25 protein-coding genes are annotated in these 26,641 nt (G+C 72.3%); 21 read left to right on the top strand and 4 right to left on the bottom strand.

Going from position 1 to position 26,641, the window contains the following annotated elements; translation table 11 throughout:
- Positions 1-121: 121 nt before the first annotated feature.
- The 12 genes from mraZ (at position 122) to E1269_RS29460 (ending at position 14,460) form a co-directional block, all read left to right on the top strand.
- Complete coding sequence (mraZ, locus tag E1269_RS29405) at positions 122-553, top strand: division/cell wall cluster transcriptional repressor MraZ (protein ID WP_131901371.1); 432 nt, start codon at positions 122-124, stop codon at positions 551-553.
- A gap of 169 nt (positions 554-722) precedes the next feature.
- Entirely contained in the window at positions 723-1,721 is a 999-nt protein-coding gene (gene rsmH, locus E1269_RS29410; RefSeq protein ID WP_203434196.1) for a 16S rRNA (cytosine(1402)-N(4))-methyltransferase RsmH, read from the top strand.
- A complete protein-coding gene (gene ftsL / locus E1269_RS29415; RefSeq protein ID WP_131901373.1) occupies positions 1,718-2,128 on the top strand; it encodes a cell division protein FtsL in 411 nt (136 codons plus the stop codon). Before rsmH ends, ftsL begins: the two co-directional genes overlap by 4 nt.
- A gap of 398 nt (positions 2,129-2,526) precedes the next feature.
- On the top strand, positions 2,527-4,332 hold the full coding sequence (locus tag E1269_RS29420; RefSeq protein WP_131901375.1) for a peptidoglycan D,D-transpeptidase FtsI family protein: 1,806 nt from the start codon (positions 2,527-2,529) through the stop codon (positions 4,330-4,332).
- A gap of 19 nt (positions 4,333-4,351) precedes the next feature.
- Positions 4,352-5,935, top strand: a complete 1,584-nt coding sequence (locus tag E1269_RS29425) for a UDP-N-acetylmuramoyl-L-alanyl-D-glutamate--2,6-diaminopimelate ligase (RefSeq protein ID WP_131901377.1) — start codon at positions 4,352-4,354, stop codon at positions 5,933-5,935.
- Positions 5,932-7,392, top strand: a complete 1,461-nt coding sequence (locus tag E1269_RS29430; protein WP_131901379.1) for a UDP-N-acetylmuramoyl-tripeptide--D-alanyl-D-alanine ligase — start codon at positions 5,932-5,934, stop codon at positions 7,390-7,392. Before E1269_RS29425 ends, E1269_RS29430 begins: the two co-directional genes overlap by 4 nt.
- Complete coding sequence (mraY, locus tag E1269_RS29435; protein WP_131901381.1) at positions 7,389-8,450, top strand: phospho-N-acetylmuramoyl-pentapeptide-transferase; 1,062 nt, start codon at positions 7,389-7,391, stop codon at positions 8,448-8,450. The genes E1269_RS29430 and mraY overlap by 4 nt, the downstream gene beginning before the upstream one ends.
- Complete coding sequence (gene murD / locus E1269_RS29440; protein WP_131901383.1) at positions 8,447-9,904, top strand: UDP-N-acetylmuramoyl-L-alanine--D-glutamate ligase; 1,458 nt, start codon at positions 8,447-8,449, stop codon at positions 9,902-9,904. The genes mraY and murD overlap by 4 nt, the downstream gene beginning before the upstream one ends.
- Positions 9,891-11,210: a putative lipid II flippase FtsW gene (gene ftsW, locus E1269_RS29445; RefSeq protein ID WP_131901385.1), complete on the top strand. Its 1,320-nt coding sequence runs from the start codon at positions 9,891-9,893 to the stop codon at positions 11,208-11,210. Before murD ends, ftsW begins: the two co-directional genes overlap by 14 nt.
- Positions 11,207-12,277 carry an undecaprenyldiphospho-muramoylpentapeptide beta-N-acetylglucosaminyltransferase gene (gene murG / locus E1269_RS29450; protein ID WP_131901388.1) on the top strand — a complete coding sequence of 357 codons (1,071 nt, stop codon included), beginning with the start codon at positions 11,207-11,209 and terminating at the stop codon, positions 12,275-12,277. The genes ftsW and murG overlap by 4 nt, the downstream gene beginning before the upstream one ends.
- A 6-nt stretch (positions 12,278-12,283) precedes the next feature.
- Complete coding sequence (gene murC / locus E1269_RS29455) at positions 12,284-13,696, top strand: UDP-N-acetylmuramate--L-alanine ligase (protein ID WP_131901390.1); 1,413 nt, start codon at positions 12,284-12,286, stop codon at positions 13,694-13,696.
- A 2-nt stretch (positions 13,697-13,698) separates the two neighbouring features.
- Positions 13,699-14,460: a cell division protein FtsQ/DivIB gene (locus E1269_RS29460; protein ID WP_239001071.1), complete on the top strand. Its 762-nt coding sequence runs from the start codon at positions 13,699-13,701 to the stop codon at positions 14,458-14,460.
- A 52-nt stretch (positions 14,461-14,512) separates the two neighbouring features.
- On the opposite strand, the gene E1269_RS29465 is transcribed toward E1269_RS29460, so the two are convergent.
- The 3 genes from E1269_RS29465 to E1269_RS29475 form a co-directional block, all read right to left on the bottom strand.
- The gene (locus tag E1269_RS29465) at positions 14,513-14,866 is read right to left on the bottom strand and encodes a hypothetical protein (RefSeq protein WP_131901394.1); all 354 of its coding nucleotides are present in this window, start codon (positions 14,864-14,866) and stop codon (positions 14,513-14,515) included.
- Between the two features lie 75 nt (positions 14,867-14,941).
- Positions 14,942-15,727, bottom strand: coding sequence for a membrane protein insertase YidC (gene yidC, locus E1269_RS29470; protein ID WP_131901396.1), 786 nt, complete (start codon positions 15,725-15,727; stop codon positions 14,942-14,944).
- 35 nt (positions 15,728-15,762) lie between these two features.
- On the bottom strand, positions 15,763-16,050 hold the full coding sequence (locus E1269_RS29475) for a hypothetical protein (RefSeq protein ID WP_131901398.1): 288 nt from the start codon (positions 16,048-16,050) through the stop codon (positions 15,763-15,765).
- Between the two features lie 274 nt (positions 16,051-16,324).
- On the opposite strand from E1269_RS29475, the gene ftsZ reads away from it, so the two are divergent.
- The 5 genes from ftsZ (at position 16,325) to E1269_RS29500 (ending at position 20,159) form a co-directional block, all read left to right on the top strand.
- Complete coding sequence (gene ftsZ, locus E1269_RS29480; protein ID WP_131901400.1) at positions 16,325-17,524, top strand: cell division protein FtsZ; 1,200 nt, start codon at positions 16,325-16,327, stop codon at positions 17,522-17,524.
- Positions 17,525-17,549: 25 nt separating this feature from the next.
- Positions 17,550-18,272: a peptidoglycan editing factor PgeF gene (gene pgeF / locus E1269_RS29485; protein ID WP_131901402.1), complete on the top strand. Its 723-nt coding sequence runs from the start codon at positions 17,550-17,552 to the stop codon at positions 18,270-18,272.
- A gap of 118 nt (positions 18,273-18,390) precedes the next feature.
- A complete protein-coding gene (locus tag E1269_RS29490; protein WP_131901404.1) occupies positions 18,391-18,921 on the top strand; it encodes a cell division protein SepF in 531 nt (176 codons plus the stop codon).
- 106 nt (positions 18,922-19,027) lie between these two features.
- On the top strand, positions 19,028-19,306 hold the full coding sequence (locus E1269_RS29495; protein WP_239001070.1) for a YggT family protein: 279 nt from the start codon (positions 19,028-19,030) through the stop codon (positions 19,304-19,306).
- A 46-nt stretch (positions 19,307-19,352) separates the two neighbouring features.
- Positions 19,353-20,159: a DivIVA domain-containing protein gene (locus E1269_RS29500; protein WP_131901408.1), complete on the top strand. Its 807-nt coding sequence runs from the start codon at positions 19,353-19,355 to the stop codon at positions 20,157-20,159.
- Positions 20,160-20,331: 172 nt separating this feature from the next.
- On the opposite strand, the gene ileS is transcribed toward E1269_RS29500, so the two are convergent.
- Complete coding sequence (gene ileS / locus E1269_RS29505; RefSeq protein ID WP_131901410.1) at positions 20,332-23,601, bottom strand: isoleucine--tRNA ligase; 3,270 nt, start codon at positions 23,599-23,601, stop codon at positions 20,332-20,334.
- A gap of 482 nt (positions 23,602-24,083) precedes the next feature.
- On the opposite strand from ileS, the gene E1269_RS33640 reads away from it, so the two are divergent.
- The 4 genes from E1269_RS33640 (at position 24,084) to E1269_RS29525 (ending at position 26,221) form a co-directional block, all read left to right on the top strand.
- On the top strand, positions 24,084-24,215 hold the full coding sequence (locus tag E1269_RS33640) for a DUF167 domain-containing protein (protein ID WP_162606689.1): 132 nt from the start codon (positions 24,084-24,086) through the stop codon (positions 24,213-24,215).
- Positions 24,216-24,294: 79 nt separating this feature from the next.
- A complete protein-coding gene (locus E1269_RS29515; RefSeq protein ID WP_131901412.1) occupies positions 24,295-24,759 on the top strand; it encodes a TraR/DksA family transcriptional regulator in 465 nt (154 codons plus the stop codon).
- Positions 24,732-25,301, top strand: a complete 570-nt coding sequence (lspA, locus tag E1269_RS29520) for a signal peptidase II (protein WP_131901414.1) — start codon at positions 24,732-24,734, stop codon at positions 25,299-25,301. The genes E1269_RS29515 and lspA overlap by 28 nt, the downstream gene beginning before the upstream one ends.
- Positions 25,298-26,221: an RluA family pseudouridine synthase gene (locus E1269_RS29525; protein ID WP_131901416.1), complete on the top strand. Its 924-nt coding sequence runs from the start codon at positions 25,298-25,300 to the stop codon at positions 26,219-26,221. The genes lspA and E1269_RS29525 overlap by 4 nt, the downstream gene beginning before the upstream one ends.
- The last annotated feature ends 420 nt before the right edge of the window (positions 26,222-26,641 follow it).

The following is a 26,641-nucleotide window of genomic DNA, read 5'->3' on the forward strand; positions in this document are numbered from 1 at the left end:
CGATTGTGGTTGCAAGTGGGGGAGAGTGGAGTAGAGTGGCGGGCATTGGAGGAAGGGTGGTCCGATGTGGCCGTCGTCGGGGACCAGATGACGGCCACCACGGACAGCGGGGAGGTGGGCCGTGTTCCTCGGTACCCACACGCCCCGGCTGGACGACAAAGGACGGCTCATCCTTCCGGCGAAGTTCCGGGACGAGCTGGCGGAGGGCGTCGTGATCACACGAGGACAGGAGCGCTGTCTCTACGTGTGGCCGCGTGCGGAGTTCCTCCGGTTCACCGAGCAGCTGCGGGCGGCCCCGATCACCCACAAGGGCACCCGCGACTTCGCCCGGATGCTGGCCGCGGGGGCCAGCGACGAGGTCCCGGACAAGCAGGGCCGGATCACCATCCCGGCGGGTCTGCGGACCTACGCCGGGCTGGAGAGGGAATGCACCGTCGTCGGTGCGATGACCCGGGTGGAGATCTGGTCCGAGCAGGCCTGGGAGACGTACCAGGCCGAGAAGGAACCGATGTTCGCCGACATCTCCGAGGAGGTGCTGCCGGGCATCTTCTGACCCCGCCGACGCCGGCGCGCACGGTGAGGTCTCCGGCCGCTCACGTCGCTTGGCACACCTTCCCCGGTGCCAAGAGGCCAGAGCTGGCAAGCCCGAGCGGGCGGGGACCTGACCGTACGAACGGCGAGGCGGACCGAGCGACCGATCGAGGACAGACGCGGGGGTGTCGATGACCGAGCAGGAGTCGCGGGGGGCGTCGCACGTTCCGGTGATGCTCGACCGGGTCGTCGGCCTGCTGGCGCCGAGTCTCCAGGGCGGGGCTTCGGCAGCCCGCCGCGATGGCGCCGAAACAGTTGACAGAGTCGTCGTCGACGCGACCCTCGGGCTCGGCGGACACGCCCAGGCGATCCTGAGCCGCTACACCCGCGCGCGCCTGATCGGCCTCGACCGCGACCGTGAGGCGCTGGCCCGCTCGCAGGAGCGGCTCGCGCCGTTCGGCGACCGGTTCACCGGCGTCCACGCGGTCTACGACCGGATCGCCGACGTCTTGGCGGGCCTCGGCATCCGGCGTGTCCACGGCGTCCTCTTCGACCTGGGGGTCTCCTCCCTCCAGCTGGACGAGGCCGGCCGTGGCTTCGCCTACGCCCAGGACGCACCGCTGGACATGCGGATGGACCAGTCGTCCGGGCCGACCGCCGCGGACGTGCTCAACACCTACGACGCAACCCGGCTCACCCGGATCCTGCGTCGTTACGGCGAGGAGCGATTCGCCTCGCGCATCGCCGCCGCCGTCGTGCGCGAACGCCAGAAGCAGCCGTTCGACACCAGCGCTCGGCTGGTCGAGCTGGTCCGCGCCGCCATCCCGGCCGCGACCCGGCGCACCGGCGGCAACCCGGCCAAGCGCACCTTCCAGGCACTGCGCATCGAGGTCAACGGCGAGCTGGAGGCACTGGAACGAGCCCTCCCGGCGGCCGTGGACGCGCTGGCCGTCGGCGGCCGGGCTGTGGTGCTGTCATACCACTCGCTCGAGGACCGCCTGGTCAAGCAGGTGTTCGCGGCCGGCGCGACGAGCACCGCGCCGCCCGGGTTGCCGGTCGAGCTGCCCGAGCACCGGCCGGTGCTCGAGCTCCTGGCGTCCGAGCCGCCCACCGACGAGGAGGTCGCAGCCAACCCGCGCGCGGCCTCGGCCCGGCTGCGGGCCGCTGAGCGGATCCGGGAGGCGGCATGAGCGCCGAACGAGCCTATGCACAGGTCAAGAAGCAACGGCGGCCGTCGCTGCGCAGCGTGCCGGCTCGGTCCTCGCGGGCGCCGCGCGCGCCGTTCGTGGTGCTGGTCCTGCTCGTGCTCGGGTTCGGGCTGATCGGGCTGCTGGTGCTCAACACCGCGCTGCAGCAGGGCTCGTTCGACCTGGGCGAGCTGCAGTCGCGCACCGACGAGCTGCGCGACCGGCAGGCCCAGCTGGCCGAGGACGTCGCCGAGCGCAGCGCGCCGGACGCACTGGCCGAGCGGGCCCGGCGGATGGGCATGGTGCCGGCCGAGGCGCCGCCGGAGTTCCTGCGGCTGCCCGGCTCCGCCGCCGACGAGACGGTGGCAAACGGCGACGGGGCGGCCGACCAGCCCGGCGGTGACGGCTGATGCCCCCGAAGGGACGTGACGAGCAGCGCCGGTCCGGCGACCGCGGCGGACGCCAGCGCGGCACGTCGCGGGGCCGGACCGAAGCACCGAAGGGCGGCTCCCTGCGCGGCGGTAGCGTTCGTGGGGTCGGCGCCGGTGCTGGGCGTGGGGCAGGGGCTGCCGCGCGCCCGGCGGCGGCGCCGAAACCCGCCCGGAAGTCCGCCGCGAAGCCGGCGCCAAAGCCCGCCGCGAAGTCGGCCGCTAAGCCCGCTGCCGCGCGAGGCGGCTCCGTCAGCTCGCGGTCCAAGGGCTCCGCCAGCTCCCGGTCCGGTCGTTCCGCCTCCGGCCGTGGCGCCACGTCCACCGTTGCCGGCGCGGGCCCGCGGCGCACGCCGTCGTCGACCTCGCCGAAGAGCGCAGTGCGCCAGCCGCGACCGAAGGCGGCCAAGCAGCCCAAGCCGCCGCGCGCACCCAAGCCGCCCAAGCCGCCCAAGAAGCCGCGGACGGTCCGGTTGGCCGACCCGCGCAAGCGGCTGCGGGCCTCGCTGGTGGGGGTCTGCGTGGTGCTGTCGCTGTTCGGCGGACGCCTGATCCAGCTGCAGGGCATCGACGCGTCCAGCTACGCGGCGGTCGCCGGGCGCATCGGGCTGGAGACGGTGCCAGTGCGGGCCGAGCGCGGCGAGATCCTCGACCGCAACGGCGAGGCCCTGGCCACCACCGTCGAGGCCTACGACGTCGTCATCGACCAGACCCAGGTGGACAACCCGGCGGCGTATGCGCTGCAGCTCGAAGGCATCCTCGGCATCGACGCGGCAACCCTGCAGGAGACCCTGACCGGGGACGACCGCTACGTCTATGTCGCCAAGGGCGTCACCGGCGCGGTCTGGCGGCAGGTCCAGGCGCTCGAGCTGCCGGGCTTCACCGCCGAGACCGCCGCCGCGCGCGACTACCCGGGTGGCGGCGTCGCCGGCAACGTGGTCGGCGTGCTCGGTGCCGACGGCGTCGGGCTCACCGGCCTGGAGCAGGCCATGGACGAGACCCTGTCGGGTGCGGACGGCGAGGCCACCTACCAGTTCAGCCCGTCGGGGCTGCGCATCCCGAACAGCTCGTCCAACCACGTCCAGCAGCCGGTGCCCGGCACGGGGCTGCGGCTGACCCTCGACCGTGACGTGCAGTGGCAGGCCGAGCAGGTGCTGGCCGACGCGGTGGAGACCGCCGGCGCGGCCGACGGGGTCGCCGTCGTCATGGACGTCGAGACGCAGGAGATCGTGGCGCTGGCCGCCACCCCGACGTTCGACCCGAACGAGCCCGGCGGCACCGAGGCGGCCGACCGGGGCAGTGCCGCGGTCGAGGACGCCTACGAGCCGGGCTCGGTGTTCAAGCCGATCACCGTGTCGGCCGTCGTCGACGAGGGCCTGGCCGACGGGTCCACCGTCTTCTCCGTCCCCGACAGCCTCCGGCGCGGTGGCGAGACCATCAACGACTACTACGGCCACGGCGAGGACCAGATGACGCTGGCCGGCGTCATCGCCAAGTCCAGCAACGTCGGCACCGTGCTCGCGGCCGAGCAGCTGGAGAAGGACGTCTACCACGACTACCTGGAGGCCTTCGGCTTCGGTGCCGCGCCCGACCTGGGCCTGCCGGGCGAGACCGGCGGCCACCTGCCAGCCGACGACGCCTTCAGCGACCTGACCCGCGACAACGTCGCGTTCGGGCAGGGCATCTCGGTCAGCGCCGTGCAAATGGCCTCCGCCTACGCCACCATCGCCAACGGCGGCGTGCGGTTGGAGCCGAGCTTGGTCGCGGCCACGATCGGCGCGGACGGCAAGGAGACACCGGTCGAGCCGGCGGCGCCCGAGCGGGTCATCAGCGAGGAGACCGCCGCCGAGGTCACCACGATGATGGAGGCCGTGATGGGCGAGGGCGGCACCGGCCGGCCCGCCCAGGTCGACGGCTACCGGGTCGCCGGCAAGACGGGCACCGCCCAGCGGGTCGACCCCGAATGCGGGTGCTACGCCGACTACAACTCGTCGTTCATGGGCTTCGCACCCGCGGACGACCCGAAGTACGTCGTCGTCGTCTCGCTGTTCGACCCGCAGAACGGCAACTCCGGCAGCGCGCTGGCCGGTCCGGCGTTCGCGGAGATCATGCGGTTCGCGCTGGAGCAGGGCGGCGTGGCGCCCTCGGGCACGGAGGCGCCGCAGGTGCCACTGTTCGCCGAGTGACCGAGTAGATTGCTCTGTCGTGCCCGACCGCCCAGGACTGCGTCCCCGCCACGTCGCGCCGCTCCCGCTGGCGGCGCTCGCCACCGAGACCTCGCTCTCGGTGGACCCGGGGGTCCGCGATGTCTCGGTGACCGGGGTGACGCACGACTCCCGGCAGATCCGGCCCGGTGACCTCTACCTCGCTCTGCCCGGCGCGGTGACGCACGGCGCGCGGTTCGCCGCCGACGCCGTGCGGTCCGGCGCGGTCGCCGTCGTCACCGACCCGGCCGGCCTGGAGCTGGCCGGCGACCTGCCGGCCCCGGTGCTGACGCTGGACCACCCGCGCTCGCGGCTCGGTGCCATCGCGGCGGCCGTCTACGGGCACCCCGCCCGCGACCTGCTGATGCTCGGCGTCACCGGTACCAACGGCAAGACCACCACGTCCTACCTGCTGGAGTCGGGGCTGCGGGCCGCCGGGCACACCACCGGGCTCATCGGCACGGTCGAGACGCGGGTCGGCGACGAGAAGGTGGCCAGCATCCGCACCACGCCGGAGGCCACCGACGCGCACGCCCTCCTCGCGGTGATGCGCGAACGCGGCGTGACCGCCTGCGCGATGGAGGTGTCGAGCCACGCCATGGTGTTCGGGCGGGTCGACGGCATCGTGTTCGACGTCGCCGGGTTCACCAACCTCTCGCAGGACCACCTCGACTTCCACACCGGCCTCGAGGACTACTTCGCCGCCAAGGCACGGCTGTTCACACCCGAGCGGACCAGGAGCGCGGTGGTCGTCGTCGGCGACGAGTTCGGCCGGCGGCTCGCGGCGACGTCGCAGGTCCCGACCGTGACCGTCCTCCCCGTCGATCATGGGACGCCGGCGGAGGTGCCGGCCGACTGGCGGGTCGAGCATCTCGGAGACGCCGCCGTGCTGGCCGGCCCGGACGGTGAGAAGCTCGAGCTGCACGTGCCGCTGCCGGGCGAGTTCAACGTCACCAACGCCGCGCTCGCGGTCACCATGCTGCTCCGGTCGGGCATCGACGCCGCCGACGCGGTGCGCGGGGTGGCCGAGTGCCCCGGCGTGCCGGGCCGGATGGAGCGGGTGACAGTCGCGGGTGCGGGTGCTCGGCCTAGCGCCGTCGTCGATTTCGCGCATTCGCCGGCCGCCATCGACAATGTACTGCGCGCGCTGCACCCGGCCGGCCGCCTCATCGCGGTGGTGGGCGCCGGTGGCGACCGCGACCGCGAGAAACGTCCGCTCATGGGGCGGGCGGCGGCGGCCGGGGCCGACCTCGTCGTCGTCACCGACGACAACCCGCGCTCGGAGGACCCCACCGCCATCCGCGCCGCCGTCGTCGACGGTGCTCGGGCCGTCCCGGCCGGTGAGCGGGCCGAGATCCTCGAGGTGGCCGGACGCCGCGAGGCGATCCGGGCCGCGCTGCGCGCGGCGACAGGAGCCGAGGACACCGTCGTGGTCCTCGGCAAAGGGCACGAACAAGGGCAGGAGATCGCAGGCGTCGTGCAGCCATTCGATGATCGAGAGGTGCTCCGCGAGGAGCTGCGGCGGTGGAGCGGCGGGTCTGGTTCGGGATCACCCGGCGACCCCGGGCAGGGAGAACGCCGGTGATCCCGTTCACGCTGGCCGAGATCGCCGCGGCCACGGACGGCACACTGGACGCCGTCCCAGACCCGGACGCCAGGGTCACCGCCGCGGTCGTCACCGACTCACGCGAGGCAGGCCCAGGCGGGCTGTTCGTCGCACGGCAGGGGGAGGCGCGGGACGGGCACGACTTCGCCTCCGCCGCTGTCGACGCGGGAGCGGTGGCGGTGCTGGCGGCGCGCCCGGTCGGTGTCCCGGCGGTCGTCGTCGACGACACCGAGGTCGCGTTCGGCCGGCTGGCCCGCGCCGTCGTCGACAAGCTGAATTCCGGCCTCGGCGGAGAAACGTACCTCGACCGACGCCCACCGCTGACCGTCGTCGGCGTGACCGGATCGTCGGGCAAGACCACCACGAAGGACTTACTGGCGCAGGTGCTCGAGCCGCTGGGTCCGCTGGTCGCTCCACCCGGCTCGTACAACAGCGAGATCGGCGTGCCGCTGACCGTGACGCGGGTCGACGAGGACACCCGGACGCTCGTGGTCGAGATGGGCGCCCGCGGCCCCGGCCACATCGCGAACCTGTGCGGCATCGCCCCGCCGACGGTGGGCATCGTGCTCAACGTCGGCAGCGCGCACCTGGGCGAGTTCGGCGACCGCGAAACGATCGCGCGGGCCAAGGCCGAGCTGGTCCAGGCGCTTCCGGAGACCGGAACCGCCGTGCTCAACGGCGACGACCAAGTGGTGCGCCGGATGGCCGACCAGACCGCGGCCACCGTGCTGATGGTCGGCGAGTCCGTGCACGCCGACGTCCGCGCCGAGGACGTCGAGCTCGACGACACCGGCCGAGCCTCCTTCCAGCTGATCACGCCGGACGGTGCCGCCCCCGTGTCGCTGCGGCTGGTCGGCGAGCACCAGGTCGGCAACGCCCTGGCGGTCGCGGCGGCCGCGCACGCGCTCGGCCTGACCGTCGACGTCGTCGCGCAGCGGCTGTCGGCGGCGGAAGCGCGGTCGCGGTGGAGGATGGAGGTCAGCGAGCGGCCGGACGGGGTCACAATCGTCAACGACGCCTACAACGCCAATCCCGAGTCCATGCGCGCCGCCCTCAAGACCTTGGTCTCGATCCGGCCCGCGGGCGCACCCGACGAGACCGACCCGGCCGAACGCCCGCCAGGACGCACCTGGGCGGTCCTGGGCGAGATGCTGGAGCTGGGGGAGTCGTCGGTGGCCGAGCACGAGGCCATCGGCCGGCTGGCCGTGCGGCTCAACGTGTCGCGGCTGGTGGCCGTCGGCGACGGTGCCCGGGCCATCCACCAGGGCGCGGCTCTGGAGGGTTCGTGGGCCGGCGAGTCGGTGCTGGTCCCCGACGTCGAGGCCGCGTACGCGCTGCTGCACGACGAGCTGCGCGCCGGCGACGTCGTCCTGGTCAAGTCCTCCCGTGACGCCGGCCTGCGGTTCCTGGGCGATCGGCTGGTGGAGACGCCGTGATCTCGATCCTCACCGCCGGCATCGTCGGCCTCGTGACGTCGATCCTGGGCACCCCACTGGCGATCCGGCTGCTCGTGCGCCGCGGCTACGGCCAGCTGATCCGCGACGACGGCCCCACCAGCCACCACACCAAGCGCGGCACGCCGACCATGGGCGGCGCCGTGATCATTCTCGCCGCGCTGCTCGGCTACTTCGTCGCCCACATCGTGCGGCCCTCGCCGCCGACGGTGTCCGGCCTGCTGGTGCTGTTCCTCGTCGTCGGCCTGGGCGTCGTCGGGTTCCTGGACGACTACATCAAGATCGCCAAGCAGCGCAGCCTCGGTCTGCGCAGCCGGGCCAAGATGGCCGGCCAGATCTCCGTCGCCGTCGTGTTCGCGATCCTCGCCATCAACTTCCCGGACGAGCAGAACTACACCCCGGCGTCGCAGGCGCTGTCGGTGCTGCGCGACACCCCGTGGGTGATGCCGGCGGCGCTGTTCGTGCTGTGGGCGCTGTTCCTCATCTCCGGCTTCTCCAACGCGGTCAACCTCACCGACGGCCTGGACGGCCTGGCCACCGGCGCGGCCGTGATGGCCTTCGGCGCGTACACGCTGATCGGGGTCTGGCAGCTCAACCAGAGCTGTGCCGTGTCGCCGGGCCCCAGCTGCTACGAGGTCCGCGACCCGCTCGACCTGGCCATCGTGGCGGCCGCGCTGGTCGGCGCCTGCTTCGGCTTCCTGTGGTGGAACGCCGCGCCGGCGAAGATCTTCATGGGCGACACCGGCTCGCTGGCGCTGGGCGGCGGCCTGGCCGGGCTGGCCATCACCACCCGGACCGAGCTGCTGCTCATCGTGCTGGGCGGGTTGTTCGTGGTCATCACCCTTTCGGTGATCTTGCAGGTGGGCTGGTTCAAGCTCTCCGGTGGCAAGCGGCTGTTCCGGATGGCGCCGCTGCAGCACCACTTCGAGCTCAAGGGCTGGGGCGAGGTCACCATCGTCATCAGGTTCTGGATCATCGCCGGCATGTTCGTCGTGCTGGGCCTGGGCCTGTTCTACGCGGAGTGGGTGGCGACGGCATGAGTGCGGCGTCGGCGCCACCGGGCTGGCTCGCCGAGGCCGGCCGGACCAGCCCATGGTCGGAGCTGTCGGTCGTGGTGGCCGGCCTGGGGGTGTCCGGGTACGCCGCGGCCGACGCCCTGATCCAGCTCGGCGCCCGGGTCACCGTCGTCGACGAGCGGGACGGCGAGGCCGAGCGCGAGCGGGCCACCATCCTGTCGATCCTCGAGGCCACCGTGGTGTTGGGCCCCGGGTCGACGTCGTCGCTGCCGCCCGGGACGCACCTGGTGGTGACGTCGCCGGGCTGGAAGCCGTCGGCGCCGCTGCTCGTGGCCGCGGCCGCCGCCGGGGTGCCGGTGTGGGGCGAGGTCGAGCTGGCCTGGCGCATCCGCGACCCCACGACGCCCTGGCTGGTGCTGACCGGCACCAACGGCAAGACGACGACGGTGCGGATGCTGGCGTCCATGCTGCGCGCCTCCGGGCTGCGGGTGGCCGCTACCGGCAACGTCGGCGACCCGGTCGTCTCCGCGATGCTCGACCCCGGCGGCCATGACGTCATCGCCGTCGAGCTGTCCAGCTACCAGCTGCACTGGACGTACTCCATGGCGGCGCGGTCGGCCGCGGTGCTCAACGTCGCGCCGGACCACCTGGACTGGCACGGGTCGCTGGACGCCTACGCCGCGGACAAGGCCCGCATCTACGCGGGCGTCGAGGTCGCCTGCGTCTACAACGTCGCCGACCCGGTGACCGAGCAGATGGTCCGCGACGCCGACGTGCGGGAGGGCGCCCGGGCCATCGGGTTCACCCTGGACATCCCTTCCGTCGGCATGGTGGGCGTCGTGGACGACATGCTCGTCGACCGCGCGTTCATCGCCGAGCGGCAGACGTCGGCGGCGGAGCTCGCGTCCGTCGCGGACGTGCGGCCGCAGGCACCGCACAACGTCGCGAATGCGCTGGCCGCGGCCGCGCTGGCCCGCTCGATCGGGGTGCCGCCGGTGGCGGTCCGCGACGGGCTGCGTGGCTTCGAGCCGGAGGCGCACCGCATCCAGTCGGTCGCGACCATCGACGGCGTGGCGTATGTCGACGACTCGAAGGCGACCAACCCGCATGCCGCGGCCGCGTCACTGGCGGCGTACCCGTCGGTGGTGTGGATCGCCGGCGGACTGGCCAAGGGCGCCACGTTCGACGACCTGGTCTCGGGGGTGCGATCGCGCCTTCGCGGGGTGGTCCTGGTGGGCGCCGACCGTGCGCTGATCGCGCAGTCGCTGGCGCGACACGCACCGGATGTGCCGGTTGTCGAGCTTTCCGACACCGACAATGAGGCCATGGACCGCGTCGTCGCAGCAGCCGCCGGGCTGGCCCAGCCCGGCGACACGGTGCTGCTGGCGCCCGCCTGCGCATCGATGGACATGTTCGCCAACTACTCCGCGCGAGGTGACGCCTTCGCCGCGGCGGTGCGGCGCCGTGAGCACCACTGAGAAGGCACCAGCACGTGGCGCCGGCGGTGCGGAGTCGTCCACGGCAGGCTCGAAGCCACTGCGCAACGCCACCTCGCAGGCGCTGCGGCGGATGCTGCGACGCCCGCTCGCCTCGTACTACCTGGTGCTGGGGTCGGCCGGGCTGTTGCTCGTGCTCGGCTTGGTCATGGTGTTCTCCGCGTCCAGCGTGATGTCGCGGCTGCAGTTCGGCCACTCGTACTACTTCTTCGCCCGGCAGCTCGCCTGGGTGCTCGTGGCGTTGCCCGCAGCCTGGCTGGCCTCGCGGATGTCGTCGCGCACCATCCGCAGGCTCGGGCTGCCCATGCTGGTGGTGGCGGCGTTCCTGCTGGCGCTGACGTTCGTGCCGGGGCTCGGCGTCACCCGTGGCGGCAACACCAACTGGCTGGACTTCGGCGGTCCGTTCCTGCTCCAGCCCTCGGAGCCGGCCAAGCTGGCGCTGATCGTGTGGGGCGCGGGGATGTTCGCGCTCAAGGGCCGGCTCCTGGGTCAGTGGAAGCATCTGATGATCCCGTTCGTGCCGGTCGCCGCGGCCGTCGTCGCGCTGACCATCGGCCAGCGCGACCTCGGCACGGCGCTGGTGCTCATGGCCATAGTGCTCACGCTCCTGTGGGTGGTCGGGGTGCCGACATGGCTGTTCGGGCTGGCGCTCGGCGTGGTCGGCGTGGTCGGGGCGTACTTCGTGGCGGCGTCGGAGAACCGGATGTCGCGGGTGGTCAGCTTCCTCGACCCGTTCGCGGACTTCTCGGGCACCGGATACCAGGCGGCCAACTCGATCTACGCCTTCGCCACCGGCGGCTGGTGGGGCACCGGTCTGGGCGCCAGCCGCCTCAAGTGGGGACAGCTGCCAGAAGCCCACACTGACTTCATCTTCTCCATCCTCGGCGAGGAGCTGGGCCTGCCCGGCGCCCTGATGGTGCTGGCTCTGTTCTTCACGCTCGGGTACGCCGGCATCCGCATCGCCATGCGCACCGACGACACGTTCACCAGGCTGGCCGCGGCCGGGATCACTGGATGGCTGGTCCTCCAGGCGATCATCAACCTCGGCAGCGTGCTGGTCGTGTTCCCGGTCATCGGTGTGCCACTGCCGCTGGTGTCGTACGGTGGCGCCTCGATGGTGGTGGCGATCGTCGCGGTCGGAATCCTCATGGCGCTGGCCAAGGAGGAGCCGGGCGCTCGCGAGGCGCTGGCCGCGCGCAAGGAGGCGCGTCGGGAACGCCGTCGGCAGCGGCGCGAGCTGGCACGCTCGGCCGGACACCGTTTCATGCAGAGGAGGAACGCCGGGTGAGGGTTGTTCTGGCCGGCGGGGGAACCGCCGGGCACGTCGAGCCCGCACTGGCAACAGCCGAAGCCATCCGCCGCGCCGACCCGTCGGCGCAGGTCGTGCTGTTGGGCACCGAGCGCGGCCTGGAGGTGCGGCTGGTACCAGAACGCGGCTACGAGCTGGCGCTGATCCCGCCGGTGCCGCTGCCGCGCCGGCCGAGCCCGGACCTGCTGCGGCTGCCGTTGCGGGTGCGGGCCGCGGTGCGCGAGACGGCGGCGGTGCTGCGGGACCGGCAGGCGGAGGTGGTGGTGGGGTTCGGCGGCTACGTCGCGTTGCCCGCCTACTTGGCGGCTCGCCGGGTGGGTATCCCGATCGTGGTGCACGAGGCCAACGCGAAGCCCGGCCTCGCCAACCGCATCGGGGCCCGGTTCACGTCGCACGTCGCGGTGGCCACCCCGGGCATCGACCTGCCGCACGCCCAGCACGTCGGCATCCCGCTGCGCCGCGCGATCGCACTGCTCGACCGCGCCGCCGCCAGGGCCGAAGCGCGGGCCTTCTTCGGGCTGGAGCCGGAGCGGCCGACCCTGTTCGCCTTCGGCGGCAGCCTGGGCGCCCGGCGCATCAACGAGGCCGTGACCGCAGGTCTGGACCCGATGCTGGAGGCCGGGTTCCAGCTGCTGCACGCGGTGGGCGGTGCGAACGCCGACGCGGTCAAACCGCGGCCGGGCTACGTCCCGCTGCCGTACGTGGACCGGATGGACCTCGCCTACGCCGCCGCCGATCTCGCGGTGTGCCGGGCCGGCGCCATCACCTGCGCGGAGCTCGCCGCCGTCGGCCTGCCCGCGATCTACGTGCCGCTGCCGCACGGCAACGGCGAACAGCGCTTCAACGCCATGCCCACGGTCGAGGCCGGTGGGGGCATGCTGGTTCCGGACGGTGAGCTGACGCCGTCGTGGCTCGCGCGGGAGGTGGTCGGGCTGCTGGGCGACCAGGCTCGGTTGGATGCCATGGGTACCGCAGCGGCTAGTCTCGGTCGTCGCGACGCCGACGACCGACTGGTCGAGCTGGTGCGGAGTGCCACAGGAAGGTGACCACACGTGATCGTCTCGCCCCCGGAGCGGACTGTGCCTGCGGAGAAGCTGGGTAGGGTCCACTTCGTCGGCATCGGCGGCGCCGGCATGAGCGGCATCGCCCGCATCCTGCTGGCCCGGGGCCTGGAGGTGTCCGGAAGCGACGCCAAGGACTCCGGGACGCTCGCCGGGCTGCGCGCGCTCGGCGCCGAGGTGCACGTGGGCCACGACGCCGCCAACGTCGGCCTGGCCGAGACCGTCGTGGTCTCCACCGCGATCCGCGTGACCAACCCGGAGGTGGTCGCGGCCCGCGACCGCGGGATTCCGGTGCTGCCCCGCGCCGCCGCGCTGGCCTCGGTGATGGCCGGGCGGCGCGCCGTGGCCGTCGCCGGCACCCACGGCAAGACGACGACGACGTCCATGCTCACCGTCGCGCTGCAGCACTGCGGCGCCGACCCGTCGTTCGCCATCGGCGGCAGCCTCAACGAGTCCGGCGCCAACGCCCACGACGGCAGCGGCGACGTCTTCGTCGCCGAGGCCGACGAGAGCGACGCCTCCTTCCTCGCCTACGACCCCGAGGTGGCTGTCGTCACCAACGTCGAGGCCGATCATCTGGACTTCTACGGCACCGAGGACGCGTACGTGTCGGCCTTCGACGCATTCGCCGACCGCGTCAGCGGCTTCCTCGTGGTGTGCGCCGACGACCCCGGCGCCAGGGCGTTGGGCCAGCGGGCAGCCGGGCGCGGCGTGGTCGTGCACACGTTCGGCGAGTCGCGCGACGCCGACGTCCGCGTCACCGCGCTGGACCTCGCCGGCCCTGGCGCGTCGTTCGAACTGGTCGCCCGGGGCCGGCGGCAGGAGCGCATCCAGCTGCAGCTGCCCGGCCGGCACAACGCGCTCAACGCGGCCGGCGCGTTCGCCGCGGGCCTGGGCATGGGCTTCCCGGCCGGCGACCTGATCGACGGGCTGGCCGGCTACACCGGGACCCGCCGCCGGTTCGAGCTCAAGGGCGTAGCCGGCGGCGTGCGGGTGTACGACGAGTACTCCCACCACCCGACCGAGGTGGCCGCCGCGCTCGCCGCCGCCCGGGGTGTCGCCGGAGCCGGTCGCGTGGTCGTGGTGTTCCAGCCGCACCTGTTCAGCCGCACCCGCATCTTCGCCGTGGAGTTCGGGACCGCCCTCGGCGCCGCCGACGAGGTCATCGTCATGGACGTCTACGCCGCCCGCGAGGACCCCGAGCCCGGCGTCACCGGTGCCCTGGTGGCCGCGGCGGTGCCGTTGCCGCCGTCGCAGGTGGTGTTCGAGCAGTCGTGGTCCGCCGTCCCGGAGCTGGCGGCGTCGCGCGCCGAGCCCGGCGACATCCTGCTGACCGTCGGCGCCGGCGACGTCACGCTGATCGGTCCCGAGGTGCTGGACGTCCTGGAGGCCCGAAAGCCGTGAGCATGGCGTCGCGCTCGGCCAGCGCCCGGCTCTTCGCGGCGCGGGCACGGCGGCGCCGGCTGCGGCGGGCGCTCGGCGTGGTGCTGGGCCTGCTGGGACTGGCAGGCGTGGTCGCCCTCGTGTGGCTGGTCGGGTGGTCCAGCGTGCTGGCGGTGAAGTCCGTGACCGTGTCAGGGGTGTCATCGTCTCTCTCCGAAGAGGTGCTGGAGCTGGCGGACGCGCCCATCGGCACGCCGCTGGCCAGGGTGGACACGGGTGAGATAGCCGAACGGGTGGCGGCGCTGCCCGAAGCCGCCGACGTCGAGGTGGGCCGGTCCTGGCCCACGACGCTCACCATCGAGGTGACGCCGCGGGAACCGGTGGCCACGATCTCGTCCGGCGACGCCTGGTACTGCGTCGACGAGACCGGTGCGCTGTTCAGCGAGTCGTCGTCGCGCCCAGAGGGCCTGCCGGTACTGACCGCGCCGGTGTCGGACCCGGGCGAGTCCGAGGACGACCTCGACGCGGCGGTCCGGGCTGCGGGCGTCGCCGTACTGACCGGGATGCCGTCGTCGCTCCTGGAGCTGGTCGACACCATCGAGGCCCGGTCGGAGGCTGACATCCGGCTGGTCCTGGCAGATGGCGCCACCGTGCGCTGGGGAACCGCCGACGACATCGATCGCAAGGCCGACGTGCTGCTCGCGCTGATCGCCGGCCAGGACCCGGAGGAGCCGCCGTCGGGCTACGACGTCTCCGCACCGGGCAATCCCGCCGTGACCGGCTGAGCGCCGCCTCGTCCCGCGCCGCCCGACGACCCTTCTCGGCCCGGCGGTGCCCTCACAGCGAACCTCGACAGACCGGGCACGTCGTGACGACCCGGGCTGCGCTGGCGGGATCGGGCCGCAGGACGCCAGGCTGGCGTGGCTGCCGGCAGTCGCAGCCGCGAGCGGCGGGCTCCTCGGCGTGCAGGACGGTCTTGGCGTAGCGCCGTCGCCGAGCGCTCAGGTCGGCCTGGACGCGTGCCCGGACCAGGCGGCCGATCTCCTCGTCGACGTCATACGGCGGTGGTTCGTCGTCGACGGCGGGCATCGGTGGTCGGTCGGGGCTCGGGCCGACCCGCTGAGGGCCGCGTGGATGCTGGCCGTCGCGACGGGCGACGGCTCCGGTGTGGGTGGTCTGGAGGTTCGCCATGCCCACCATCTCCGCAGATCGCGGCGGGCCGCGCCAGGCCGGATCCGCGAAATGTGGACAACGCGGGTGATCGGTTCAGCCTGTGGATGGGCCACTCACGACGGCGGGTCCGCTTCCGTGGGTGAGGGCCCAGCGTTCGCAGGCCGCCAAGGTCGTCGTCGTCAGCAGGTAGAGCGCAGCGGCGAGCGGGACGAACATGGCGGCCACCACTGTTCCGTACGGCAGCAGCGTGGTCAGGCGCGACGCGACTCGCTGGGCGCGCTCGACCTCGGCCGGGACAGTGCCGAGATCCATACCCGTCGCGGTGGCCCCGGACGCGGCCCGCCGTGCTTGTGTCGACGACCACCAGGCCACCGCAACCAGCAGCACGAACACCACGCCGAAGACGATCACGTCGGGCGGGAGCAGCCCGGTCGAGAGGTCCGCGAGCCAGCGGTCGCTCAGCGGGACACCGAGCAGGACGTGCGTGAACAGGGCGTTCGCGTGCCCGTTCAGCGTGGGCGACGTGAACAGCCGGTACAGGACCATGAAGATCGGTGCCTGGGCCAGCAGCGGGGCGACGCCGGCGAGCGGCCTGATCCCGTGTCGCTCGCGCAGCAGGTGCAGCTCGTGGCGGAGCCGGGCCGGCCGGTCGTGAAAACGACGGCGCAGTTCGAGCTCGCGCGGCCGCAGGGCGAGTCTGGCGCTGGCCACCCGGGCGGCCCGGACCCCGAGCGGAAGGAGCAGGAGACGGACGGTGAGGGTGAGCGCCACGATCGCGCCGGCGGTGGCCGCCTCGCCGAGGGCGGGTTCGATGGCGCAGGCGATGGTCATCACGACGTCAGAGACGACAAGGGCAGGGGTGTCGAGCAGGGCGAACATGGTCGGACCTTCCGGGACGAGAGCTGGGACTCGGGCTACGAGATGCAGACGAGTCCGGCCGGTGCTCTCGGCCGCGGCCGGATGGCGGCGTCGGGGTCGGTCAGCGCGATCACCATGGTCTCGATGCCGGTCGGATGCCCGACCTCGGTGCCGACGCCCGGGTGTGCCCTGCCGACGCACGCCCGCGTCGCGACACGCAGCGCAAGCATCAGGGCCAGCAGGGACGCGACCGCCACTGACAAGGTCAGCACGCCGGGGGACAGCGCGGACTGCATCGCGAGCGCGCCGGGTACGGCGATCGACGCGACCAGCCACCGAACCATGACGCGAGCCTACCCGGACTCGCGGACGCCCTTCACGAGGACTTCTGGTGCTCTACCAGGCATGCGAGCCTGGTGGAGCACCAGAAGTCCTGGTGGTGTGACGGATTCCCAGCCGGGCCGCACCCTTTCAGCCGAGTTCGCCGCGGCGCGCATTCGGCGTGTCTACGGCGACAGGAGCGTTCGCGCGCTTAGCGTTTCACCAAGCGCTCAGGTTGACATAACTATAAACCTCAACTTGAGGGTGAGAGTTGACCTCGACGAAAGGCGATCTGACGTGACTGCCCCGCAGAACTACCTCGCGGTGATCAAAGTCGTCGGCATCGGCGGCGGCGGCGTCAACGCGGTCAACCGCATGATCGAAGTCGGTCTCAAGGGTGTCGAGTTCATCGCCATCAACACCGACGCGCAGGCGCTGCTGATGAGCGATGCCGACGTGAAGCTGGACGTCGGTCGCGAGGCCACCCGCGGACTGGGCGCCGGGGCCAACCCGGACGTGGGCCGCAAGGCCGCCGAGGACCACGCCGAGGAGATCGAGGAGGTCCTCAAGGGGGCCGACATGGTCTTCGTCACGGCCGGCGAGGGCGGCGGCACCGGCACGGGCGGCGCGCCGGTCGTGGCGCGCATCGCGCGCTCGCTCGGCGCGCTGACCATCGGTGTCGTCACGCGGCCGTTCATGTTCGAGGGTCGACGGCGTGCGCTGCAGGCCGAGGCCGGCATCGAGGAGCTGCGCGAAGAGGTCGACACCCTCATCGTCATCCCGAACGACCGGCTGTTGTCCATCAGCGACCGGCAGGTCAGCGTGCTGGACGCGTTCAAGAGCGCCGACCAGGTGCTGCTCTCCGGTGTCCAGGGCATCACCGACCTCATCACCACGCCGGGCCTGATCAACCTCGACTTCGCTGACGTGAAGTCGGTCATGAGCAACGCCGGCTCGGCACTCATGGGCATCGGCTCGGCGCGCGGCGAGGACCGCGCGGTCGCCGCGGCCGAGATGGCCATCTCCAGCCCATTGCTCGAGGCGTCCATCGACGGTGCGCACGGGGTGCTGCTGTCGGTCTCCGGTGGCTCCGACCTCGGCCTGTTCGAGATCAACGAGTCGGCCAACCTGGTCGCGCAGGCCGCGCACGACGACGCCAACATCATCTTCGGTGCGGTCATCGACGACGCCCTCGGCGACGAGGTCCGGGTCACCGTGATCGCCGCCGGGTTCGACGGGGGACAACCCACGCGTCGCGAGCTGGGCACCGTCCGCAAGGCCGACGGCCCGACGGCGTCCGGCCCGGCCACCGCGGGTGCCATCGGCTCCGTGGCGACGGCGACACCGGCCACGGCCTCGTCCGGCAAGGCCGCCGACGACTCGACGGACGACGGCGACGGCGCACCCGCCGCGCCGCCGGCCCCGCCGCGGGAGCAGCGCCGTATCGTCCCGGCCACGCCCAGCGACGATCTCGACGTCCCCGACTTCCTCAAGTAGCGCGAGGCGAGAGGGCTCCAGGGCCGTGCTTCGGCACACCAGCTCCGTCGGCCCGGTCAGGTTCGCGTTCACCGACCGGTTCGGTGGGGTCAGTGCACCCCCGTACGACCAGCTCAACCTCGGCGGGCACGTCGGCGACGACCCGGCCGCGGTCGCCCGCAACCGGGCGCTGCTGGCCGAGGCGATCGGGCTGGCGCCGTCCAGCGTCTCCTACATGAACCAGGTGCACGGCGCGCGGGTCGCCGTCGTCGACGGGCCGTGGTCCGGCGCCGCGCCGGAGGTCGACGCCCTGGTCACGACGGTGACCGACCGCGCTTTGGCCGTGCTGGTCGCCGACTGTGTGCCGGTCCTGGTCGCCGATCCGGAGGCCGGAGTGGTCGGCGTGGCGCACGCCGGACGGGCCGGGCTCGCGGCCGGCGTCGTCCCGGCGTTGGTGTCGGCGATGCGTGACCTGGGCGCCCGCAAGCTCACCGCGGCCATCGGCCCCGCGGTCTGCGGCCGGTGCTACGAGGTGTCCGAGGCCGTGCGGGCCGAGGTCGCCGCCGTCGTCCCCGAGTCCTGGGCGGTCACCAGGGACGAAACCCCCGCGCTGGACATCCCGGCGGGGGTCGCGGCCCAGTTGCGGACCGCCGCCGCCGCGGTCGTCGATGTCGGGACCTGCACGATCGAGGACGGCGCGTCGTACTCGTACCGCCGCTCCGGACTCACCGGTCGGTTCGCGGGGGTGGCATGGATGAGTCAGGTGTGAACGGTGGGACTGATGCGACACGTGGGCGTGTCGCGCGCACAATCCCCGGTTCCGGGTTCGCGCGGGGCTAGTGTCTGAGAGCACAGGGGACCGTCCACCACACCTGCGGAGGACTTGAATGGCCGGCGCAATGCGCAAAGTTGCGGTCTACCTCGGCCTCGTGGAGGACCGGGACCGCTACGAGGACGACTACGCGGACGAGTACGGCGACGAGGCGTACGCCGACGAGTACGAGGACGCCACCGACGAGGTCGAGGAGCGCGTCCCGGAACGCCGGGAGCGCGATCGCGACCGCGAGCACACCGCCACGGTGGCCTCGCTCGCCGACCGCCGGCCCATGGCGGCCGTGCGGCGCGCCCCGGCCATGCGCGAGGCCCGCATCACCACGCTGCACCCGCGCACCTACAACGAGGCCCGCACGCTCGGCGAACACTTCCGCGACGGCACGCCGGTCATCATGAACCTGTCCGAGATGGACGACGTGGACGCGAAGCGGCTGGTCGACTTCGCCGCCGGGTTGATCTTCGGCCTGCGCGGCAGCATCGACCGGGTCACCGCCAAGGTGTTCCTGCTCACACCCGCAGACGTGCAGGTCACGGCCGAGGACAAGGCCCGGATGGTCAGCGGCGGGTTCTTCAACCAGAGCTGACGTGCCCGCGTGACATTCGGCACGGTTTGGAACTGATCACCGGCGCGCCGGTGCCCAAGTCATCGAACCGGGCCATCGTCGGGTAAGTTCAGGTGTTGTGTCGGCTGTGAGTCAGATTCTGTCCGCGGTGTTGTGGCTTTTCTTCATCGCATTGCTGGTCAGGCTCGTCGCCGACTGGATTCAGGTCTTCGCGCGCGAGTGGCAGCCGAAAGGGCTGGTACTGGTCGTGCTGGAGGCCGTATACACGGTGACCGACCCGCCTTTGCGGGCCATCCGACGGGTCATTCCGCCGCTGCGGATCGGCTCGGTCGCCCTTGACCTGGCGTTCATCGTGCTCATCATCCTGGTCCAAATCGCGCTTGTGGTTGTCGGGTCCCTAGGATGACGCGGTACGGTGACATTCTGCCTATGCTCACATCCGAGGTGACGCTATGCCACTGACGCCCGAGGACGTCCAGAACAAGGAGTTCACGACGGTCCGCCTGCGCGAGGGTTACGACATGCAGGAGGTCGACGAGTTCCTGGACGAGGTCGAGGCCGAGCTCGCGCGCATGCAGCGGGAGAACGACGAGCTGCGCGACAAGCTCAGCGCCGTGACCCGCGGCGGCGGGCTCGCCGCGTCGGCTGAGCCGATCCAGGCTCCTCGCCAGGCCGAAGCGCCCAAGGCGCCGGAGGCTCCGCCGTCGGCTGCCGCCGGTAGCGCACCCGCGGGGGTCCAGCCCAGCGACGCCGCCGCGAAGGTGCTGGCGCTGGCGCAGAAGACCGCCGACGAGCTCGTCGCCGACTCCAAGGCCGAGGCCGACCGTCTCATCAACGAGGCGAAGAGCCGCGCGGACAAGCTCGACTCCGAGACCAAGGCCAAGGCCGCGAAGATCGAGCAGGACGCCCGCCAGCGGGCCGACTCGATCGAGCAGGAGGTCCAGAAGCGGCGGACCCAGGTCTTCGGCAAGCTCGAGTCCGACCGCGCCGACCTGGAGCGCGAGCTCGAGACGCTGCGTGCCTTCGAGCGCGAGTACCGCAGCCGGCTCAAGTCCTACCTGGAGCGCGAACTGCGCAAGCTCGAGACCGGCGGTGTCGACGAGGCCGACACCGGCGTGGGCCAACAAGTGCCCGCGGCGGCGGCCGGCGGGGGCGGCGGTCAGACGCAGCCCGGCCCGTCCGGAGGTGCCGTGTCCGCCACGCAGACCGGCGGTTCGCTGCGCTCCGTCGCCAGCCTCCTGGACGACGAGCAGCGCTGACGCCTCGCGAGCGTGCGGCGCGGCAAGCAGCAGCAAGCGAGGGCACGGCACCGCGAACTCGCGAACCGAGGCGAAAGGGGCCCCTGGCCGGCTGACCATGCCGGCCCGGGCCCCTTCGCGCGTTCCGGTACCCCCCGCCGTCATGATCAACGCGGACGGAGGGTGACGACGGTCAGGTGGTGGTGCGGCGCAGGCGGAAGGTGAGGCCGAGGTCGGCGTCGGTGCGGTCCGGCTGGCCGTCGAGGGCGGCGAGGTCGTCGTGGACCGTCGTCGCCAGGACCTCCTCGGCCAGCAGCGCGGTGTGTTCGCGCAGCGCTGTGGCCATCGGCTCGCCCGCGGACCAGGCCAGCTCGATCCGGTCCGACACCTCGAAGCCGGCGGCCTTGCGGGCCTCCTGAACCAGCCGGACGGCCTCGCGGACCAGTCCGGCCCGGACCAGCTCGTCGGTGAGGGTCAGGTCGAGGGCGACGGTCTCGCCTTCGCGGGCCACCGCCCAGCCTTCCCGTGGCGTCTCAGTGACGATGACGTCGTCGGGACCCAGCTCGACGTCGCCGATCGACGGCACCACCACGACCGCCCGGCCGTCCGAGCGCAGCGCCGCCGCCAGCGCGACCGCGTCCGTGCTTGCCACGGCCGCGGCGACCTTCGGGGTGTCCTTGGCAAACCGCTTGCCCAGCGAGCGGAAGTTCGCCTTGGCCGACACGTCGACCAACCTGTCACCCGCCGCTCCCACGTCACGCAGCGACAGCACCGACACCACGTTGAGCTCGTCGGCGATCTCGCTGCGCAGCTCCGGCCGCAGCGTGTCCCAGCCGCGGGCGCCGACGAGGGCGCGGGAGAGGGGCTGGCGGGTGCGGACCTTCGACTCGGCCCGGGCGGCCCGGCCCAGCTCGACCAACCGCCGGGTCAGCGACACCTCGGCCGCCAGCGCGTCGTCGATCAGCGAGTCGTCGGACTCCGGCCAGGACGCCGCGTGCACGGACACCGGAGCGCCCGGCACCGAAGGAACCACGAGGTCCTGCCAGACCCGCTCGGTGACGAACGGCACCATCGGCGCCATGAGCCGGGTCAGCGTCTCGACGCACTCGTGCAGCGTGGCCAGCGCGGCGGGGTCACCGTCCCAGAACCGGCGCCGCGACCGGCGCACGTACCAGTTGGACAGGTCGTCGACGAACGCCGTCAAGCGAGCGCCCGCGGCCTGGCTGTCGAACGTGTCCAGCGCCTTGTCGACGTCACGGACCAGCCGGTGCAGCTCCGAGAGCGCCCAGCGGTCCAGCACCGGGCGCGACGCCACCGGCGGCACGTCCGCGGCACCGGCCGAACCGGGCCGCCACCCAGCCGTCCGGCCGTACAGCGACAGGAACGACGCGGTGTTCCAGTACGTCAGCAGTACCTTGCGGACGATCTCCTGAAGGCTGGCGTGCCCGACCCGGCGCGGCAGCCACGGCGACCCGCTGGCCAGCATGAACCAACGGACTGCGTCGGCTCCGTGCTCATCCATCAGCGGGATCGGCTCGACGATGTTGCCCAGGTGCTTGCTCATGCGCCGGCCGTCCTCGGCCAGGATGAGCCCCAGGCAGACGACGTTCTCGTACGACGAGCGGTCGAACACCAGCGTGCCGATGGCCATCAGCGTGTAGAACCAGCCGCGCGTCTGGTCCAGGCCCTCGCAGATGTACTGGGCGGGGTAGGACTTCTGGAACGCCTCGGCGCTGCCGGGTGCATACGGGTACCCGAACTGGGCGAACGGCATGGAGCCGGAGTCGTACCAGACGTCGATGACGTAGGGCACGCGCCGGAACGTGCCGGGCACGCCGGGGAGGGTGAACGTGACGTCGTCGACGTAGGGCCGGTGCGGGTCCAGCTCGGAGAGGTCTCGACCGGCATAGTCGGACAGCTCCTGCAAAGACCCCACACACACCATCCGGGACGGGTCCTCGTCGCTGCGCCAGATCGGCAGCGGCGTGCCCCAGTACCGGTTGCGGGACAGCGACCAGTCGACGTTGCCGCGCAGCCACTCGCCGTACCGGCCCCACTTGATGGTCTCCGGGTACCAGGTGGTCTTCTCGTTCTCGCGCAGCAGCGCGTCCTTGACCTGGGTGGTCCGGATGTACCAGGACGGCTGCGCGTAGTAGATCAGCGGCGTGTGGCAGCGCCAGCAGTGCGGGTAGTCGTGCTCGTACGGCACATGCCGGAACAGCAGGTCGCGCTGCTCCAGATCGCGGACGAGATCGGCGTCGGCGTGCTTGAAGAACTGGCCGCCGACCAGCGGCACGGACGGGTCGAACGTGCCGTCGGCCCGCACCGGGTTCACGACCGGCAGCCCGTAGGCGCGGCAGACCCGCAGGTCGTCGGCGCCGAACGCGGGCGCCTGGTGGACCAGGCCGGTGCCGTCCTCGGTGGTGACATAAGTGTCGACGACGACGAAGTGCGCGCCGGTCGAGGCACGCTTCTCAGCCGAGGCCGTAGATCCACCAGCCGCGTCGGCGGGGAACTCCACCAGCTCGAACGGGCGCTGGTAGGTCCAGCGCTCCATCTCGGTGCCGGTGAACGACGCCACCACCTGGGCGTTGTCGCCGAGCACCGTCGTGAGCAGCGGCTCGGCGACCACCAGCGTCTCCGACGTCCCAGCGAGTCGGTCCCCGTCCTCGACGGAGGAGCGTGTCTCGGCCGGTCGGGCCGCGACGTAGGTGACCTCGGGATGTGCCGCCACCGCGGTGTTGGAGACCAGCGTCCACGGCGTCGTCGTCCACACCAGCAGCGACGCCTGCCCGGCCAGCGGGCCGGAGGTCAGCGGGAAGCGGACGTACACCGACGGGTCGACGACGGTCTCGTAGCCCTGTGCCAGCTCGTGCGAGGACAGCGCGGTCTCGTCGCGCGGGCAGTACGGCGACACCCGGTAGTCCTCGACCAGCAGGCCGTTGTCGAAGATCTGCTTGAGCGACCACCAGACGCTCTGGATGTAGGACGGGTCCATGGTGCGATAGGCCTGCGAGGTGTCGACCCAGTAGCCCATCCGCTCGGTGAGCTCCTCGAACGCGTCGACGTGGCGCAGCACCGACTCGCGGCACCTGGCGTTGAACTCCGCGACGCCGTACACCTCGATGTCGTTCTTGGTCGTGAAGCCAAGCTCCTTCTCCACCGCGATCTCGACCGGCAGGCCGTGGCAGTCCCAGCCGGCCTGGCGGGGCACGTGGTAGCCCTTCATGGTCCGGTATCGCGGGAAGACGTCCTTGAACACCCGGGCCTCGATGTGATGCGTGCCCGGCATGCCGTTGGCCGTCGGCGGACCTTCGTAGAAGGTCCACTGCGGACGGCCTTCGCTGTTCTTCAGCGTCTGGGCGAACACGTCGTTGTCGCGCCAGAACGCGAGGATGTCGTGCTCCAGGGCGGACAGGTCGACCTGGGCGGGCACCTCGCGGTAGCCGGTGGGCTCGGTCATGGGCGGTCTCTCGCATCCTCCGTCGTTCGTGCACCGACGGAGGGACGAGGCGGACCCCGCGGTACCACCCTCCTTGGCCGGACGCCCGTGGCGTGGCGTCCTGCCCACTTCGTTGCGTGCGGCCGGGTCTACTGGGCCCGCGTCGGCGACGGGGCCGTTCTTCCGGCGGCTCGGGGGTGATCTTCGCCCGCGTCCGGGTCGCCGGGCTCACACCGTCCCCGGCTCGCTCGTGACCGTCGACGCGGGGTACTCGTCCCCGTCAACGCCTGCTCGCGACATTGAAGTGTACGACGACGGCCGCCCGCGGGCCGAGGAGTTTCGCCAGCCGGGATCACCGGCGGCCCGTGAGGCGTTACTACGGTCGAACGGGTGGCGATCCCTGTCGGCCACGGGTCGAACAGGGGTCGCTGCGTGGTCGGACCCACTGTCGAACCATCGGGAGTAAGCGTGAAGGTGAGCATCCGGGCGCACCCCTCGACGCGGTGGCCGAGGCGCTGGGCTGCCGGCGGCGCGAGGTGACGTTGATCACCGGCGCGACCAGCAGGACCAAGACCGTCGAGGTCCCGGACGCCTCGGCGTCCAAGCTGGCCGCCCTGTTACGCGAGGTGGATTGATGCGGGGCGCCACACGATCTATTCTCACGGCACCTGGCTCTTCAGCAGGGCGGGGTGGGAGTCGGACGGGGGAGTGACGATGGCAGAGCGCACGGGCTCGAAGGCGAAGGTGGACACAGTGGCCGGTGAGAGCAGGGTCGAGGCCGCCGAGGCGGCCGCACTGGTGGTCCGCGAGGACGAGGATCCGTGGACTGAGGAGGAGCTCACCGAGGTGCGTGAGCTGCTCATGTCCGACGTCGAGCGGCTGCGCGACGAGATCAACGACGCCGAGGCCGACATCGCCGACCTCCTGCGCAGCGGCGACACCGGCGGTGAGGACCAGGCCGACACCGGCACCAAGACGTTCGAGCGCGAGCACGAGATGTCCCTGGCCGCCAACCACCGCGACATGCTCGTCCAGACCGAGCGGGCCCTGGGGCGCATCGAGAACGGCACGTACGGCGTCTGCGAGAGCTGCGGGAAGCCGATCGGCAAGGCGCGGCTCCAGGCGTTCCCGCGTGCCACACTGTGCATGACATGCAAGCAGCGCCAGGAGCGTCGTTGACCCACGACGGCACGGACTCACGGTCCGCCCGGGCCGGGGTCCTGCTCGTCGTCGCCGCGGGCGTCCTCGCCCTGGACCAGGTCACCAAGATCCTCGCGGTCACCCAGCTGGAGCCCGGCCGCGCCGTGCCCGTCATCGGCGACCTCGTGCAGCTGCGGCTCATCCGCAATCCCGGTGCCGCGTTCAGCCTGGCCACCAACCTGACGCCGGTGCTCACCGCGGTCGCCATCGCCGTGGTGATGGCCATCGTGTGGATCAGCCGGCGGGTGCGCAGCCGGGCGTGGGCCGTCGCCCTCGGCGGGGTCCTCGGCGGCGCGCTGGGCACGCTCAGCGACCGCATGTTCCGCATGCCCGGCCCGTTCCGCGGCCACGTCGTCGACTTCGTCGAGCTACCCAACTGGCCGGTGTTCAACGTCGCCGACTCCGCCATCGTCGCCGGCGCCGTGGTGGTGGCGGTCCTGAGCCTGCGCGGCATCCCGCACGACGGCGCCGCCCGGCGCCGGCGCGCTGCCGCCGTCCCCGAGCGGACCGGAGCCGCATGAGCGACCACCGCAGCCTCCCGGTGCCCGACGGCCTGGAGGGCGAGCGTCTCGACGCGGCGCTGGCCAGGCTGTTCGGGCTGTCCCGCAGCCGCGCCGCCGCCCTGGTCGAGGACGGCCACGTCGTGGTCGACGGCGCCGTGGCACCGAAGTCCACGCGGGTGCGCGGCGGTTCCTGGCTCGAGGTCGAGATCCCGGCCGCGCCCGGCCCGGTGCGGGTGGTGCCCGAGGTGGTCGAGGGCATGCGCATCGTGCACGACGACGCCGACATCGTCGTCGTCGACAAACCGGTGGGCGTGGCCGCGCACCCGAGCCCCGGCTGGACCGGTCCGACGGTGGTCGGTGGCCTGGCCGCGGTCGGGTTCCGCATCTCCACCAGCGGCGCGGCCGAGCGGCAGGGCGTGGTGCACCGGCTCGACGTCGGCACCAGCGGGCTCATGGTGGTGGCGAAGTCCGAGCGTGCCTACACCTCGCTCAAGCGGCAGTTCAAGGAGCGCACGGTCGACAAGATCTACCATGCGCTGGTCCAGGGCCACCCCGACCCGTCGCGCGGCACCGTGGAGGCACCCATCGACCGCCACCCGACCCACGACTACAAGTGGGCCGTCGTCGCAGGTGGCAAGCACAGCGTCACCCACTACGAGACGCTCGAGGCGTTCCCGGCCGCCAGCCTGCTCGAGATCCACCTCGAGACCGGCCGCACCCACCAGATCCGGGTGCACCTGAGCGCGCTGCGCCACCCGTGCGTCGGCGACCTCACCTACGGCGCCGACCCCACCCTCGCCGCCCGCCTCGGCCTGACCCGGCAGTGGCTGCACGCGGTGCGGCTGGCATTCGAGCACCCGGGCACGGGGGAACGGGTGGAGTTCTCCGCCCCGTACCCCGACGACCTCCAGCACGCCCTGGACCAGCTGCTGCCGTAGCAGCTGGTTCAGCCGCGCCCGGCCGCTCACGCCGCGGACGGGATGTTCAGGCACCTCGACGGCCAGCATGAGGTTTTCTGGTGCTTCACCATGCATGCAAGCGTGGTGGGCGCGAGAAGCCCGGGCAGTGCGGCCTGATGCGGGCAGCCGTGTCGTCTCGGGATGTGAGCCGTTCGTCCGATTCGTGGACACGGCGGGCCGAGGCCGGTACGGTCGCCGTCATGCGCACGTATACCGCCTTTACCGAGCCGGCCCGGGTGGCCGGCCGCGTCGAGGCGTAGCGCGTCCCACCCGAGTCGGCTCTCCGAGGCCGCAGGTGCCCGTCCTGGGGTCTCTCGACATCTGGCCAGGAGCGGCCGACTCGCTGGAGCCTCCGGCTGCTCACGCAGAACCAGGAGCATTCCGTGACCGCACCCACCC

Origin of the sequence: Jiangella asiatica (genome assembly GCF_004349065.1) — a bacterium.
Lineage (GTDB): Bacteria > Actinomycetota > Actinomycetes > Jiangellales > Jiangellaceae > Jiangella > Jiangella asiatica.

Coding starts and splice junctions, on each gene's coding strand:
- rsmH (WP_203434196.1), top strand. CDS start 723: ATGACCGAGCAGGAGTCGCGGGGGGCGTCGCACGTTCCGGTGATGCTC.
- ftsL (WP_131901373.1), top strand. CDS start 1,718: ATGAGCGCCGAACGAGCCTATGCACAGGTCAAGAAGCAACGGCGGCCG.
- murD (WP_131901383.1), top strand. CDS start 8,447: ATGAGTGCGGCGTCGGCGCCACCGGGCTGGCTCGCCGAGGCCGGCCGG.
- E1269_RS29460 (WP_239001071.1), top strand. CDS start 13,699: ATGGCGTCGCGCTCGGCCAGCGCCCGGCTCTTCGCGGCGCGGGCACGG.
- E1269_RS29465 (WP_131901394.1), bottom strand. CDS start 14,866: ATGGCGAACCTCCAGACCACCCACACCGGAGCCGTCGCCCGTCGCGAC.
- yidC (WP_131901396.1), bottom strand. CDS start 15,727: ATGTTCGCCCTGCTCGACACCCCTGCCCTTGTCGTCTCTGACGTCGTG.
- E1269_RS29475 (WP_131901398.1), bottom strand. CDS start 16,050: ATGGTTCGGTGGCTGGTCGCGTCGATCGCCGTACCCGGCGCGCTCGCG.
- E1269_RS29490 (WP_131901404.1), top strand. CDS start 18,391: ATGGCCGGCGCAATGCGCAAAGTTGCGGTCTACCTCGGCCTCGTGGAG.
- E1269_RS29500 (WP_131901408.1), top strand. CDS start 19,353: ATGCCACTGACGCCCGAGGACGTCCAGAACAAGGAGTTCACGACGGTC.
- ileS (WP_131901410.1), bottom strand. CDS start 23,601: ATGACCGAGCCCACCGGCTACCGCGAGGTGCCCGCCCAGGTCGACCTG.
- E1269_RS29515 (WP_131901412.1), top strand. CDS start 24,295: ATGGCAGAGCGCACGGGCTCGAAGGCGAAGGTGGACACAGTGGCCGGT.
- lspA (WP_131901414.1), top strand. CDS start 24,732: ATGCAAGCAGCGCCAGGAGCGTCGTTGACCCACGACGGCACGGACTCA.
- E1269_RS29525 (WP_131901416.1), top strand. CDS start 25,298: ATGAGCGACCACCGCAGCCTCCCGGTGCCCGACGGCCTGGAGGGCGAG.